Annotated in this window: 11 protein-coding genes; 4 read left to right on the top strand and 7 right to left on the bottom strand. The window is 58.0% G+C overall.

Features of this window, described 5'->3' with window-relative positions; translation table 11 throughout:
* Nucleotides 1-14: 14 nt before the first annotated feature.
* Entirely contained in the window at nucleotides 15-923 is a 909-nt protein-coding gene (locus MID00_RS07335; protein WP_250756445.1) for a LysR family transcriptional regulator, read from the bottom strand.
* A gap of 107 nt (nucleotides 924-1,030) precedes the next feature.
* Between MID00_RS07335 and MID00_RS07330 the strand changes: the two genes are divergently transcribed.
* Nucleotides 1,031-2,209 (top strand): MFS transporter, encoded by a 1,179-nt coding sequence (locus MID00_RS07330; protein WP_250756447.1) that lies wholly within the window; start codon nucleotides 1,031-1,033, stop codon nucleotides 2,207-2,209.
* A gap of 117 nt (nucleotides 2,210-2,326) precedes the next feature.
* On the opposite strand, the gene MID00_RS07325 is transcribed toward MID00_RS07330, so the two are convergent.
* The 4 genes from MID00_RS07325 to MID00_RS07310 all read right to left on the bottom strand — a co-directional run bounded on the left by MID00_RS07325 (nucleotide 2,327) and on the right by MID00_RS07310 (nucleotide 9,402).
* Entirely contained in the window at nucleotides 2,327-2,968 is a 642-nt protein-coding gene (locus MID00_RS07325) for a thiol:disulfide interchange protein DsbA/DsbL (protein ID WP_009463582.1), read from the bottom strand.
* Nucleotides 2,969-3,057: 89 nt separating this feature from the next.
* On the bottom strand, nucleotides 3,058-3,801 hold the full coding sequence (locus MID00_RS07320; RefSeq protein WP_021447119.1) for an SPOR domain-containing protein: 744 nt from the start codon (nucleotides 3,799-3,801) through the stop codon (nucleotides 3,058-3,060).
* 14 nt (nucleotides 3,802-3,815) lie between these two features.
* Nucleotides 3,816-5,501, bottom strand: a complete 1,686-nt coding sequence (argS, locus tag MID00_RS07315) for an arginine--tRNA ligase (RefSeq protein ID WP_009463578.1) — start codon at nucleotides 5,499-5,501, stop codon at nucleotides 3,816-3,818.
* A 121-nt stretch (nucleotides 5,502-5,622) separates the two neighbouring features.
* Nucleotides 5,623-9,402 (bottom strand): DUF2235 domain-containing protein, encoded by a 3,780-nt coding sequence (locus MID00_RS07310; RefSeq protein ID WP_254500096.1) that lies wholly within the window; start codon nucleotides 9,400-9,402, stop codon nucleotides 5,623-5,625.
* Nucleotides 9,403-9,499: 97 nt separating this feature from the next.
* Between MID00_RS07310 and MID00_RS07305 the strand changes: the two genes are divergently transcribed.
* From MID00_RS07305 to MID00_RS07295, 3 genes are all read left to right on the top strand, one after another.
* Nucleotides 9,500-9,847 carry a DUF1840 domain-containing protein gene (locus MID00_RS07305; protein ID WP_009463576.1) on the top strand — a complete coding sequence of 116 codons (348 nt, stop codon included), beginning with the start codon at nucleotides 9,500-9,502 and terminating at the stop codon, nucleotides 9,845-9,847.
* Between the two features lie 86 nt (nucleotides 9,848-9,933).
* The gene (locus tag MID00_RS07300) at nucleotides 9,934-10,254 is read left to right on the top strand and encodes a hypothetical protein (protein WP_009463574.1); all 321 of its coding nucleotides are present in this window, start codon (nucleotides 9,934-9,936) and stop codon (nucleotides 10,252-10,254) included.
* A gap of 135 nt (nucleotides 10,255-10,389) precedes the next feature.
* The gene (locus MID00_RS07295; protein WP_254500095.1) at nucleotides 10,390-11,154 is read left to right on the top strand and encodes a YwqG family protein; all 765 of its coding nucleotides are present in this window, start codon (nucleotides 10,390-10,392) and stop codon (nucleotides 11,152-11,154) included.
* 419 nt (nucleotides 11,155-11,573) lie between these two features.
* Here MID00_RS07295 and leuA read toward each other — a convergent pair whose 3' ends face one another.
* Both leuA and MID00_RS07285 read right to left on the bottom strand, forming a co-directional pair.
* Nucleotides 11,574-13,268 (bottom strand): 2-isopropylmalate synthase, encoded by a 1,695-nt coding sequence (gene leuA / locus MID00_RS07290; protein ID WP_031232806.1) that lies wholly within the window; start codon nucleotides 13,266-13,268, stop codon nucleotides 11,574-11,576.
* 138 nt (nucleotides 13,269-13,406) lie between these two features.
* Nucleotides 13,407-13,559 (bottom strand): hypothetical protein, encoded by a 153-nt coding sequence (locus MID00_RS07285; protein WP_155624357.1) that lies wholly within the window; start codon nucleotides 13,557-13,559, stop codon nucleotides 13,407-13,409.
* Between the last annotated feature and the right edge of the window lie 19 nt (nucleotides 13,560-13,578).

Here is a 13,578-nt window from a genome sequence, read left to right as displayed (position 1 = left end):
CTTTAACTGACTAGTCAGGCAATGCACAAACCCTGGCTTAAATGAGCCAGGCTTGCACTGACTTTGGGCAGCAGCTGTCGGCCTATGGGCCAGATCAGACTCAGCGGTAGCCCCTCGGTATCGAGTTGCGGCAGCACGGCGATCAATTCACCGTTATCCAAATGCTCCTGCACCAGCCAGGTGGCTAGCTGAGCGATGCCGCCGTGTGCCAATACAGCCATGATCTGGGCCTCGGCATTGCCTACGACCAACCCCCCTCTTTGTTCCTGTCGTTCTGTCAGGCCGTTGTCATGCAGGATGCGCCAGGGGCCGGTACTGCCATCGGCCCGACCATATAGAACCTTTTCGTGGTGCTGCAGGTCGGCTAAGGCTGAGGGGACCCCTGCACGGTTCAAATAAGTGGGTGAGGCGCAGAAAATCAGGCGCTCGCGGCCTAGATGCTGATAGCCCAGGTGGGGTGAGTCCGGTGCCGGACCACCAATGCGCACGGCCAGATCGATGCCTTCTTCCACAACATCCACAAAGCGGTCTGACAAGGACAGGTGCATGTCCAGACGCGGGTATTGCTGTCGGAGCTGCAGCAACAAGGGCCATACCTTCAAGCGCCCGAATGTGGCCGGGGCATCAATACGCAGCTTGCCTAGCGGGGCCTCATGACGAGAGGCCAAGGATTGCTCGGCCTGTTCCAGTTCAGACAGAACGCGTACGCAACTGTGATAGAACGCCGTACCGGCATCGGTCAGCGCCAAGCGCCGGGTACTACGCTCCAGCAGGCGTGCACCCAGGCGCTCTTCCAGACGAGCCACGCTTTTGCTGATGGCTGAACCGCTCAAGTTCAGCGCCTGCCCGGCGGCGGTAAAACTGCCGGCATCAACGCTGGCGACAAAAGCGGCGATGCCTTTCAGTCGTTCGGATGGGATCATGGCGAATCTATTCTGGAATATTTGTCATTAATAGGAGGAAAATTTACCAGAGATAGGATCTATAGTCTTGAATAGACTGGGGTTTCCTTGATTGCTGGAAGTTGAAGATGTCTACCCTGGTCCACTCAAGCCGGCCTGCCCATGCAGGCAGTGCCTTGGCAGTCGTGATTCTGGCTGCAGCCGCCTTTGTTATTGTCACCACCGAATATTTGATTGTTGGCCTGTTGCCCGCCTTGTCCCGAGATTTGGGAATCTCAATCTCCCTGGCAGGGCAGTTGCTGACCCTGTTTGGCTTTACCGTGATGCTGTTTGGGCCGCCCCTGACGGCCCTGTTGGCGCATGTGGCGCGCAAACCCTTGTTTATCAGTATCTTGCTGCTCTTTGCGGCAGCGAACGCTTTGGCCGCTGTGGCCCCCAATATCTGGGTTCTGGCTTTGGCGCGGTTTTTGCCAGCCATGGCCTTGCCCGTATTCTGGGGCATGGCCAGTGAAACAGCGGGCCGTCTGGCGGGACCGGAAGCCGCGGGGCGAGCCGTCTCCAAAGTGTATTTGGGCATTTCAGCCGCCCTGCTGTTTGGCATTCCTTTAGGAACGCTGGCCGCTGACACAATGGGCTGGCGGGGAGCGTTCTGGATGTTGGCGGCCTTGTCCTTGTTGATGGCCTTGTTACTGGCCGCGTGGATGCCAGCAGTACCGGGAACGGCACGCGTGCGTTTGGCTGAACAAGCCCGCTTGCTGCGCGATAGCCGAGTCATGGCACATATTGCCTTGTCGGTATTGGTCTTTACCGCCATGTTTACCGCCTATACCTATCTGGCCGAGGTGCTGGAGCGTGTCATGCAGGTGCCTGCCGCTTGGGTGGGTTGGTGCTTGATGGGCTTTGGCGCGATAGGGCTGGTGGGCAATTACTGGGGCGGACGTCTGGTGGATCGGAGTGCCTTGCGCAGTACGGCTTTGTTTGTCGTCTTGTTGGGCGTGGCGATGAGTCTCGCGGTGATGGGGGCTTCGTCCTTGTATCTTTGGGTACCTGCCTTGGCCTTGTGGGGGCTAGCGTATACCGCGCTGTTTCCGGTGTGTCAGGTACGAGTCATGCAGACTGCGCCGCAGGCTGAAGCCCTGGCAGGAACCTTGAATGTGGCGGCAGCCAATGCGGGAACCGGTTTTGGGGCGATTCTGGGTGGAGCGATGATTGCGCAAAGTGGTTTGCTGGCTGCTGTGTTAACGGCGGCGATCCTGGCCTTGTTGAGCGGTGTTCTGGCGATGCTCTGGAGACGACTACGCGCTTGATCGGGCGAGGTTGAGGTTTATGCCTGGGAACCGCAAGCGGAAACGCCAAGGGCCCTCAAAACCGGAACGAATCCAGTCTTGAGGGCCCTTGGCGGTATGGCTCTGCCAGATCGCTAATTAGCGATTAGTGACCATCTTCACCAGCTCTTGAGCTTTGGTGATGCTTTCGTCGTAACCATTGGCCAGTGCAGGTGAAGTCACAAACTTGCCGCCCACGGCCAGGCTAGGTGTGCCCTGGATCTGGTAGGTGTTGGACAGTTCGTTGGCTTTATTGGCCTTGGTCTGCACACCAAAGGAGTTGAAGGTCTGCTCGAAGCGAGCCTTGTCTACGCCTTGTGCGGCTGCCCAGGCCGTGATGGTCTTGGCATCAAAAATGCGCTCACGTTTCTGGTGGATGGCTTCAAACACCTTGGGATGCAGGTCCAGACGGTCCATGGCTTCCAGGGTGTAGTACAGCTTTTGCAGATCAGTCATGCCGGCATTGAAGGCAACAGGCACACGGCGCAGTACGACGTTGTCTGGCAGGGTTTTGGACCAGGCTTCGACCTTGGGTTCCAGGATGGCGCAGTGTGGGCAGCTGTAGGAGAAGAACTCCAGCACTTCGGTTTTACCGACGCTGTCCGAGGGCTGAGCCGCAGGCAGGGTAACGTAGCCTTGGTCGGCTTGTTGAGCCAGCGCGCTGGTGGCGGGCAACAAGGTCGCCCCAGCCAAGAGACTGGCACCGACCAGGGATCGTACAAACAATGCGTTCAGCTTCATGAATCAATTTCCTTAATGGGGAAGATGAGGTCTATGACCTGTGCAATGGCGGAAAAGTTCACCTTGGGGCTGCCTTTGGCACAAATTGCTTAGGGCCGGACCACCGAAGTATCAATTTTTTCCTCGGCCAGACGGCTGCGTGCCCGGTTCATTTCGTCTATGCCCTTGAAGGGGCCCATGCGTACCCGGTTCACCGTGCTGCCATTGACCTGTGCACTTTGCACTGAAGCGTCAAAGCCTAGCATCAACAAGCGGGCCTTCATGGCTTCGGCGTCCGCATTGTTGCGAAATGCGCCTGCTTGCAGGTAGTAGGGGGTGGAGGTGGTGGCTGGCTTGGTCGCCGCCGGGGGCGCAGCCGGAGCTGGTGTGGCGGGTTTGCTGGTGGCCGGTGCCGGGGTGCTTGGAGCGGCAGGCGTTGTGGCCGGAGGCGTTACCGCAGGAGCGGTATTGCGGGTCTCTGGCTGGCGAGCTGGTTCCGTACCCATGGCGGGCAAGGTGGCGATCAGATCACCCAAGGCGTCCGGTGCAGCAGGCTTGGACGGGATGCTGGGCAAATTCACGGGGGGCAAGGTCAAACCGGGAATGGTGTCGCCCGGCGGAGGAGTTTGTCCACTGGAGCTGCCATACAGGTCCCGGTTCGGGTCCAGCAAGTCTCGCCCTTCAGGCAAGGCAACGGTAGGTTTGTCCCGGCTGGCCTTGTCCACAAAGGGCATGGGCACTTTGGTGACAAACAGGGCAACGGCGACCGCCGCGCCCAGACCCAGAATCAGGCCAATCAGAATGCCGGTATACGTACCGCCGGAACTACTGGATTTTTTACGTGCTCTTGCCATATCTGCCTATGGGTTTACATACGTTCGGGTGCGGACACACCCAGCAGGTTCAGACCATTGCGAATGACTTGGGCGCAGGCCTGGGCCAGACGCAGACGGGCCAGACGCAAGGTGGTGTCGTCTACCGACACGCGCTCGGCGTTGTACCAGGAGTGGAAGTCCGCCGCGCAGTCGCGCAGCCAGAAGGCAATGTGGTGAGGAGCCAATTCGCGAGCGGATTGGGCCAGCACATTGGGGTATTCGGACAGGCGTTGCAGCAGGGCGATTTCGGTGGGGGCGGTCAAAGGCGTGATGTCGGCCTGAGGAACCTGATCCAGCAGTTCTGCCGACTGGTTCAACACGGAGTTGATACGGGCATGGGCGTACTGGATGTAGTAAACCGGGTTTTCTTCGCTCTTGGACAGGGCCAGATCGATATCGAATACAAATTCGGAGTCGGCACGGCGCTGGATCAGGAAGAAGCGCACGGCGTCCTGGCCTACCCATTCGATCAGGTCACGCAAGGTGACGTAGCTGCCTGCGCGCTTGGAAATTTTCACTTCCTGGCCATTGCGCATGACTTTGACCATCTTGTGCAGGATGTAGGCCGGGAATTCCTTGGGGATACCCAGACCCAGACCTTGCAGGCCAGCGCGTACACGGGCAATGGTGCCGTGGTGGTCGGAGCCTTGAATATTGATGGCGTGGTGGAAACCGCGTTCCCACTTGGCCACGTGGTAGGCCACGTCCGGCACGAAGTAGGTGTAACCGCCTTCGGATTTGCGCATTACGCGGTCTTTGTCGTCGCCTGTGCCCAGTTCCGTGGTGCGCAGCCACAGCGCGCCGTCCAGCTCATAGGTGTGACCGGCGTCGATCAGGGCCTGCACGGTTTTTTCAACCTTGCCGGAGGTATACAGCGAGCTTTCCAGGTAAAAGTTGTCGAACTTCAGGCCGAAGGCTTGCAAGTCCAGATCCTGCTCGCGGCGCAGATAGGCCACGGCAAAGCGGCGAATGTCTTCCAGATTGTCCAGATCACCACTGGCGGTGACGGAAGCACCATCGGCAGCCTGAACGGTTGCGCCGGCCAGGTAGTCGCGGGCGATGTCCAGGATGTAGTCGCCTTTGTAGCCGTCAGCAGGGAATTGCTCGCTGTCGGGCTCGATGCCACGGGCACGGGCATGCACGCTGGTGGTCAGGTTGTCGATCTGGTTACCGGCGTCGTTGTAGTAGAACTCGCGGGTTACGTCGTAGCCTTGGGAGCTGAATACGCGGCACAGCGAGTCGCCCAGCGCGGCTTGGCGGGCGTGGCCCACGTGCAAGGGGCCGGTCGGGTTGGCCGACACGAACTCCACCATCAGCTTTTCCTGAGTAGGAGCAAGGTGACCGAAGCGATCGCCTTGCTCGGCAATGGTCTTCAGGACGGCCTGGTGCGTGGCGGTGGACAGACGAAAGTTGATAAAGCCCGGACCGGCAATTTCCGCGCCTGCCAGCAAAGCGGCGGCGTTCGGATCAGCCAGGAGGGTATCGACGATTTGCTGAGCCAGCTCGCGCGGGTTGCGACCGGCTGGTTTGGCCAGTTGCATGGCAATATTGCAGGCAGCATCACCGTGCGCAGCCACTTTGGGGCGCTCCAGCGTGATGTTGGGTTCAGCCTGGGGCAAGATGGCACGGACGGCAGCCTGGAGGCAGGCGATTAATTGAGATTGTTGCTCAGCAAGCATAGGAAAGGTCTGGATTGGTAGAAAGACAACTGCGGCGTGTGGAACACGCCCCAGATGGAAGGCGCGACATTGGCCCGCCGGATAGCCCCACATGATAGCGTGATTTGACGCCAAATTCTTTTCAAGAAGCCTGTCGCTCCCATCCCAGGTGGTTATGTAACCACGTATCGTAAGCATCCATGTCTACCCAACCCACTTGATTTCCGGGACGGATGCGCCAGCTGTTATGGCGTTTGATCACGGTTTCAATGGATTGTTGGGTAGCCTGCCCCAGACGTGGATGCAGGTCCTGATACATCAGGTTTCGACCCGCTCCGTGATAGTCCACACCCCGCAAACTGCCTTTAGTCAGTCGCAGCCCAGGCAGGCGCATGTCCAGTAATACAGGGTGAAGGACGCTAAGGTCTGTGTGCGCCAGTTCCGCCAGCGTCAGACCCGTCGCCCTGGCCTGCCAATGCATCCAGGCCAGCGCTACCTTATCCAGATCGCTGATGGTTTCTTCGTCTTCATCAGGCAGCACACCGCCGCCAATTTGGCTGTGCGCGCCGATAAAAGGCATTTCCACGGTATTCATGGCCTCTGCCAGGGCGCTTAAAGGGAAGTAGGCGCGGTGTTCATGCATGGCGACGGCATGAGCAACCCAGCTCCAGGCGTCAGACACGCCCAGGCGGTATTGGGAGTTGCTGCCGCCTCCCAGCCCGAACTGGGCCACGGTGTCGAACAGCCCTAAAAAACGGGGCGTGATGCAGGCACGGATGGCGCCGCGCTGCGGATCATTCAGCACAAACCAGCCCTGCTGCACGTGGTCCAGAATTCGATTGGAAAAGTCTCGTGCCAGTGCCGCTCCCCGAGAGAAACCCAGCAAGTCCACGGGTACAGCGCTAGGAGCCGGGCCTTGTTCCTGCATGCGATTCAGAAAATTGTTCCATTGCGACTCCAGAATCTGCCCTGCTCGCCAAGCAGTCAGTGCATCCCAGTTCAGGGTGACTGGATCACCCGGCCCTGCGGCATAATGCACCGCCCCATCCTGATACAACTGCGACAGTTTCCACACATTGCTATTGGTAATAGGAGCCTGTCGTGTGCCATCAAAGGCGAACAGGAGCAGGCCGGTGGGATCAATATGACGCAAAGGCTGTTGCTGTGCGTAACCCACGGCCTGGGTTTGTGGCCAGGGCCCCAACGGGTCCGCTTCCAGATACTGTCCGTGATCGGGTAGATAGGTACGCAAGAGATTGTCGTGCCAGCCGGTAGCCGATTCCGCGTACTGCCCCGGCAGACGTAGATTGAATTCCAGGGTTTCAAGCAAAGGTTCGGCCTGTCCTAAAGGGTTCAGGTCGGCAGCCCAAACCGGCTGGGTTTGCTGATCGCTAATCAGCCGCACAGCTCCCATCAAATCACTATGCAGGTAATACAGCTGCCCTTGTCCGTCTGGCTGATAAACAATCATGCCTATTGGTGTTAGCCCGGCATACAGATAGCGCCGGGAGATGAGCTGGCCGGGTGTAGCTGGTAAATCCAGCTCAGCCATTAATTGCTGGCCGTGAAAGAAGAAGGCACGCTCCTGATTGCCTTGCTGGCGCCAGATGCGTTGGCCAAAGGCATCGTGCCGGTATTCGACCAGTGTGGAGCTTGCTGTTTGCACACGCTTCAAGCGACGGTTGGGGCCGTAGTCCAGATTCAGGTTTCCGACGGCTTTCGCCGTGCCGGAGGAAGAACGCTGAATGGAGGCGGCTGGCTTCGGGTGGCGTGCAGCAAGGCCACCGTTGTGGCTCCAGGCCAGCCACTGTTCGGGTTCTGTCTGGTCCTGGCGGAAAGCGATGAGCCGGCTTTGGGCGTCGTAGTGCAATAGCCAATGACGGGTTTGCTGTAGCAGCGGGTATTCATGACGATCCTCCAGCACCCTGCCTTGGGCATCCAGACGGCGGGCTTGTGTCCAGGCAGGTTTGCCATCCGGCTGCAAAAGCATCAAATCCACCGCTTGCCCGGTACTGTTCGCATGGCTGATCAGTTGAAGGCCATTGCCCCAGGCATAGCCCACCTCTTGTGCGTGGATCACGGTCTGGCTTTGCCCGGTTTGCTTGATCCACTCCAGAGACAGCAATCGTCCGTTTTTGTCCCAGTGATAGCGTAGCTGGCCACCTTCCGGCAGGGTGTGCCGCGTCAGCTTGCGCTGCTCGTCGTACTCAAAGCGCTCGGTCCAGCGTTGGCCGGGACTATGGCGGCGTTCCAAGCGGCGCTCTTGTAGTAAACCGGCCCGCAATTTGAGCCATTGCGTTTCTGTTGGATGAAGAATGCGCAGCGCGCCAGGCCCGAGCCAGTCCAGCTCACTGCGTTCAGTGTCCTGACCTTGTTGATGTTCAAGACTGCTCAGGCGTCCCTGTTGGTCGTACTGAATTTGGAGCGCGCCTCCTTCGGCATATTCGAGGTGCGTCAGTTTGCCATTCGGGTTCCAGCGCCGTGTTTCGCTTCCATGCTGGCTGGTTGCCCAACTTTGCAAGCGCCCTTTTTCATTCAGCTCCAAACGTAATGCTCCCCAGCCGCCCTGCCTTTTCTCCAGTCGAGAGAGCGTTCCATTTGCCCGGCGTTGCGCTGTCCAAGGTCCGGCCTGCAACCAGCGCCCTTGTGGGTCATATTGCCATTCCGTGCTGTGGGCCGGACAGTCCCTACACAAGCGGCTTTCCAGTTTTTGTAGCCGCTGCAGGCCTTGATGGTCTCGGTAATGGAAGCGATGTCGCTCCGTACCTATGGACCATTCGCTCAGACCCGGCTCATAGCGTGCCGTCCAGTCTTGCTTGAAGGCGTGGGAGATCAACCTATTGACTCGGCCTTGGGCGTCGTACTCCCATTGTTGGACTGGCTGAGGGGCTTGCCCCGGTGCTTGCAGGCTGCTGCCACCCAAACGGTGCGACCAAGCTGCGGGGGCTGGATGATAGAGGCGTTGCATGCCGTCCGGACGGCTGACGCTGGCCAGCCAGATTTGTTGATCCTGCTGTTCCAGAAGCAAGCGAAACGGCCCGGCCGGGGTTTTAATATTGATAGCCGTAGCCGTAGCCGTAGCCGTAGCCGTAGCCGTAGCCGTAGCCGTAGCCGTAGCCGTAGCCGTAGCCGTAGTTGCCTCCGTCGTCGCTGCTGCTACTGCGGCCGTTCCCGCTGCCCTTACCGCCCTTGTGACATGGGTCAGGGAACTGGTTTTAGTTTGGGATAGAACCTGTCCTGAAACCTGAATTTGAGTTTGGTTTTGTCCTGGTTCTTTGCTCTGTTCCAGCCCTGGTAGCAACACCGTCTTTTGCGCTTGGCTTTCCCAGTCAAACACCAGCGCTTGGCCCAAATGATTACGCACAGTGTTAACCGCATACGCCTGTGGATGCGTACCTGCAAAACGTTCTATATCCAGCCACTGCTGAGTAGATATACGCACATGGATTAACCAGCCCTGCTCATCAAACCGCAGAATCAAACCATTCGGCCCTTGCCAGAACCAGCCCGAACTTTGCCGCTGTGCAGGTGGGTACAAGCGCGTTTGTCTTCCATCCGGCATGAACAAGGCATGGCCTTGCTGCCGCAATTGCAGGTCGTAATTCAAGGCCCAGCCAGTTTGCCCAAGTGTCGGTGTGGGGTTTTGCCCCTGCCCATTCCAATGACGCTGTAATTGCAGCAAAGGCCAGGCCTGGCTTAGCGGCAGGTCTGTATCACTTTGGTATTTTTGTCCGCTGAGCAAATCCACGGGATTGAGCAAACCCATATCCGTTGCGGGCTCGGCCTGTTCTCCCAAGGCGGCCGCTGGTGCGCAGCGGGTGGAAGATGGAGGCAATGGACATTCAAGCGAGCTTTGTGACCAGACCAGGGACGGCAAGGTGGTCAAGAGCAAGATTAACCATGGCAGAAACGCGGCAGGCATGAAGGACTCTCCAAGACGGGGAAAATCCTGCTATCTTGCAGGGGTGTGTATCCTGAAAGTCGAATCGGAAACACAAAGATCCATAAGGAGAAACCGTATGCTAGTCGTCTTTAAAAGCAAAGCCGCCGCCGATGTTCTGATGTTCTCTGAGCATGCCATGCCTATTCTCCGGGCCGCGGGGCGTTCCTATCCTGATGGTTTGCCCGAGCGTGGCGTGTTCACGGCAGAGCAACTGTCCGAAGCTATTGGCAATATTGAGCGAGCGATCGGGCAGGACCGGGAAAACAAGCATTCGCCCCACGAGGACGAAGACGATGAAAAGGAACACCCGATTTCACAGGCTGTGAGTTTCAGCCAACGCGCCTATCCTTTGCTGGATATGTTGCGCCAGGCGAATAACACTGGCGTGCCGGTGATGTGGGAACCGGCTGATAGCTCCTGGTAGTTCCTGGAATGTCGGCCTGCCGACAATTTGGCAGGCCTTCTTTGCTTAAGCTCCAAAGTTGATCTATTTTTTTTCGGAGATCGTCTATGAGCGCTATGGTGCTTGTGATCTTTAGTCCTCGCCAGCACATAGAGCTGGTCACTCCTATACAAACCATTGACGCGGACAGCGGCAAGCAATCGCGTGACTGGTTTGATCGCACCTGGCAAGAGCTTGGCTGTGAACCCCTGCGGGCCAGCGGCAAAGTGCTGTTGCTGGACAAGATTATGGGCGTGGCCGATGCCCTGGGTTACACGCTGCTGTCGCAAGACGATGAGCGCGCCCAGGAATTTGCACGCCATTGCTTGCAAGCGGTGGGCTCCATGCAAGTTACTGTGGATTTGCCGGGTTTGGCGGTCACGTACTGATCTGCGGCAAGGCAAACGAAAACCGGCTCTTGGGCCGGTTTTTTTTCTTTCTGATTCTTCGGCAAGGGTTGCCGTGTGTGCTGTGACACTCTTATCCTTGCCTGCACCATCTTCAACTTCTTCCTTCCCAGCGCCATGGATCTGAACACGCTAGAAAAGTACCTTGATGCCTCACCTGTGCTGCAAGAGCATAAACAGTATTTCCTGGACCTGGCACAACCGGCGGTTGCCATCCGTTTGGGGCAAGGCCAGGGTCAGCCTTTGCAAAGCCGCTTTGGTGGTCAACCTATGGTTCCTCCAGGCTTTACTTGGCCCGAGCATCCGGACGGTGAATATTTATTTGTCGGCCAGATCAATTTTGCGGAGCTGCCGGAAGGACCGGATCGCCCAGCGGACTTGCCCACGAGCGGGCTGCTGTCGCTGTTTTACGGTATGGATCAGGAAGACGTCATTTTCTGGCGCGATGAGGACTATCTGAAGGCTTTTTACTGGCCGGACACCACTGATTTTCACGAGCTTCAGGCCCCTCATGACTGGGGTACAGCAAGTCGGGAAGTGCTGTTCGAAAACTGCATTGATATTCCTCGCCATGAAGAGCTGCGCAAGGATTGGCCAGTGGATATGGACGAGCTGTATGACTGGTTTGAGGAGCTGGAAGAAAGCGGCGACTTGCCGCGCGACTATCTGCTGGGTCGTCCCTCTTGGGACAGTTTGGGCTATGACCCTACGCCGACGCAGGACGAGTATCCCAGTCAGTCGCCATGGCGTTCACTGCTGACCTTGCAGTCCCATGATGATTTGAACTGGTGCTGGCAAGATGGTGCCCGCTTGATGGCCTTTATTGAAGAGGACAAGCTGCGCGCCAAAGACTTCAGCCGTCTTCAAGTGGATTGCGGCTAAACAGGGGGCAAGCTCCGTGTGGTGAGATTGGCCGTTTAGAGGCATATTGGCACAGCCATTTGTACTGTGCCACGAGCATTGGTTTTACGCTCTGGTGCCGAACAGCCGAACAGCCGAACAGCCGAACAGCCGAACAGCCGAACAGCCGAACAGCCGAACAGCCGAACAGCCGAACAGCCGAACAGCCGAACCAACCGGGCTATTCAAACTGACCAGGTCCAGTCCGACCTGGCCCAGTCCGGTTTACCTACGGCGGGGGGCCACAATCTAATGGCCCGCCCACGAAAAACCCGCCTTGTGGGCGGGTTGCGGGCAGAGCGACGATAAGCCGGGCTGCGAAAGCGGGTCAGGCGCGGTTATGGTGAACCGGGCGGGCGCTTGGGTGGGATCACCACCCAAGTCGCGACATGAAGACGGTATTAAGCCGTGGTGGCTTCAGCTTCTTGCTGGGCGATGGTGTGGCGGTTAACCGCACTCAAGATCGCCAGGAAGGAGGAAGTCACGATGTCGGCGTGGATGCCCACACCAAAGCCCGATGGGCTGTCGCCGATACGCATTTCCACGTAAGCGGCAGCGCGGGTTTCAGCACCGGAACCGATGGCGTGCTCGTTGTAGTCCATGATCTTGATAGACAGATCCAAGGCATTCACAAAGGCAGAGATCGCGCCTTCGCCCGAGCCCTTCAAGGTGCGAACCTGGCCGTCGTGCTCCACATCCACTTCAATCGTGAATTGTTGGCCGCTGTCAGCGTGAGGCTGGCTGATGATGTTGTGCTTGAGCAGCTTGTAGTGCTTCTTGCAGTTCAGGTATTCAGATTCGAAAATGCCGTACACATCTGCAGGCGTCACTTCCTTGCCGGAAGAGTCGGTGACGCGCTGAATGGCGCGGCTGAATTCGATTTGCATGCGGCGTGGCAAGACCAGACCGTGCTCTTGTTCCAGCAAGTAGGACACACCGCCCTTGCCCGACTGGCTGTTGACGCGGATCACCGCATCGTAGCTGCGGCCCAGATCGGCCGGGTCGATAGGCAGGTAAGGGACTTCCCAGATTTCGTCGGCTTTTTGTTGAGCCAAACCTTTCTTGATGGCGTCCTGGTGGGAGCCGGAGAACGCGGTAAAGACCAGGTCGCCTGCGTAAGGGTGGCGTGGGTGCACGGGCAACTGGTTGCAGTACTCGGCGGTGCGACGCACTTCGTCGATGTCCGAGAAGTCCAGTTCAGGGTCCACGCCCTGGGTGTACAAGTTCAGGGCCAAGGTCACCAGGCAAACGTTGCCGGTGCGCTCGCCGCTACCGAACAAGCAGCCTTCGATACGGTCCGCGCCAGCCATCACAGCCAGTTCAGCGGCAGCGACCGCAGTGCCACGGTCGTTGTGCGGGTGCACGCTCAAGGTGACGTTGTTGCGCTGTTCCAGATTGTTGTGCATCCATTCGATCTGGTCGGCGTACATATTGGGCGTGGTGGCCTCAATCGTAGCGGGCAAGTTCAGGATGACACGTTCGTCGGCGGCTGGACCCCAGGCTTTCACGACGGCGTTGCACACCTCCAGAGCAAATTCGGGCTCGGTAGTGCTGAACACTTCGGGCGAGTATTCGTAACCCCATTGGGTTTGCGGATACTTGGCCACTTCGTTCTTGACCAAGCGTGTACCGGTCAAGGCAATTTCCTTGATCTCGTCCTTGCTCAAGTTGAAAACAATCTTGCGAAAGGCGGGGGCACAAGCGTTGTACAAGTGAATGATGGCGCGTTTGGCACCGGCAGCCGCTTCAGCCGTGCGCTTGATCAGGTCTTCGCGCGACTGCGTCAGGACGATGATGGTGACATCTTCAGGAATGCGGTTTTCGTCGATCAGCTTGCGAACGAAATCGAAGTCGGTCTGCGATGCGGATGGGAAACCGACCTCGATTTCCTTGAAACCGATTTTGACGAGTTGCTCGAAAAAGCGCAGTTTGCGAGCCACGTTCATGGGCTCGATCAGGGACTGATTGCCGTCACGCAAGTCCGTGCTCATCCAGATGGGCGCTTTGGTAATGCGCTTGGAAGGCCAGGTGCGTTCAGCGAAGTCGCGATCAAAGGCGACAAAAGGACGATACTTTTGAGAGGGGTTTTTCAGCATTGCCATGGGGATACCTGTCGGACAAAAAGTGTTGATTACTTCTTGCCGTCACCAGCGATTGCAGCATTTACGTAGGCCGGTGGCGGCACAAATGACGTAGATGTGGCTGAGTATTGGCTGCCGAACTGCCACGGGACACTAGGCCCGGCAACCGGACGCTAGTAGTAGCAGCTGGGATAGGCTGGAGGCAGGGGCCGAAGAACGGCCTTCACGCACGGAACGCGACAAGGCTGCTTCAGCGGCGGGGCTGAAACCTTGGCAGGCGTAGGAGAATTGGCGTGCGTGAGTCATGACCGTTAGTCAAACACAA

The sequence above is a fragment of the Alcaligenes sp. NLF5-7 genome, assembly GCF_024266725.1.
In the GTDB taxonomy this organism is placed as follows: Bacteria; Pseudomonadota; Gammaproteobacteria; order Burkholderiales; family Burkholderiaceae_B; genus Alcaligenes; species Alcaligenes phenolicus.
The sequence above is the reverse complement of the archived record's forward strand: the minus strand, read 5'-3'. Positions and strand labels throughout refer to the sequence as shown.

What these genes read in the sequence shown, in the direction of transcription:
- MID00_RS07335 (WP_250756445.1), bottom strand. Translation starts at nt 923, where the DNA reads ATGATCCCATCCGAACGACTGAAAGGCATCGCCGCTTTTGTCGCCAGC.
- MID00_RS07330 (WP_250756447.1), top strand. Translation starts at nt 1,031, where the DNA reads ATGTCTACCCTGGTCCACTCAAGCCGGCCTGCCCATGCAGGCAGTGCC.
- MID00_RS07325 (WP_009463582.1), bottom strand. Translation starts at nt 2,968, where the DNA reads ATGAAGCTGAACGCATTGTTTGTACGATCCCTGGTCGGTGCCAGTCTC.
- MID00_RS07320 (WP_021447119.1), bottom strand. Translation starts at nt 3,801, where the DNA reads ATGGCAAGAGCACGTAAAAAATCCAGTAGTTCCGGCGGTACGTATACC.
- argS (WP_009463578.1), bottom strand. Translation starts at nt 5,501, where the DNA reads ATGCTTGCTGAGCAACAATCTCAATTAATCGCCTGCCTCCAGGCTGCC.
- MID00_RS07310 (WP_254500096.1), bottom strand. Translation starts at nt 9,402, where the DNA reads ATGCCTGCCGCGTTTCTGCCATGGTTAATCTTGCTCTTGACCACCTTG.
- MID00_RS07305 (WP_009463576.1), top strand. Translation starts at nt 9,500, where the DNA reads ATGCTAGTCGTCTTTAAAAGCAAAGCCGCCGCCGATGTTCTGATGTTC.
- MID00_RS07300 (WP_009463574.1), top strand. Translation starts at nt 9,934, where the DNA reads ATGAGCGCTATGGTGCTTGTGATCTTTAGTCCTCGCCAGCACATAGAG.
- MID00_RS07295 (WP_254500095.1), top strand. Translation starts at nt 10,390, where the DNA reads ATGGATCTGAACACGCTAGAAAAGTACCTTGATGCCTCACCTGTGCTG.
- leuA (WP_031232806.1), bottom strand. Translation starts at nt 13,268, where the DNA reads ATGCTGAAAAACCCCTCTCAAAAGTATCGTCCTTTTGTCGCCTTTGAT.
- MID00_RS07285 (WP_155624357.1), bottom strand. Translation starts at nt 13,559, where the DNA reads ATGACTCACGCACGCCAATTCTCCTACGCCTGCCAAGGTTTCAGCCCC.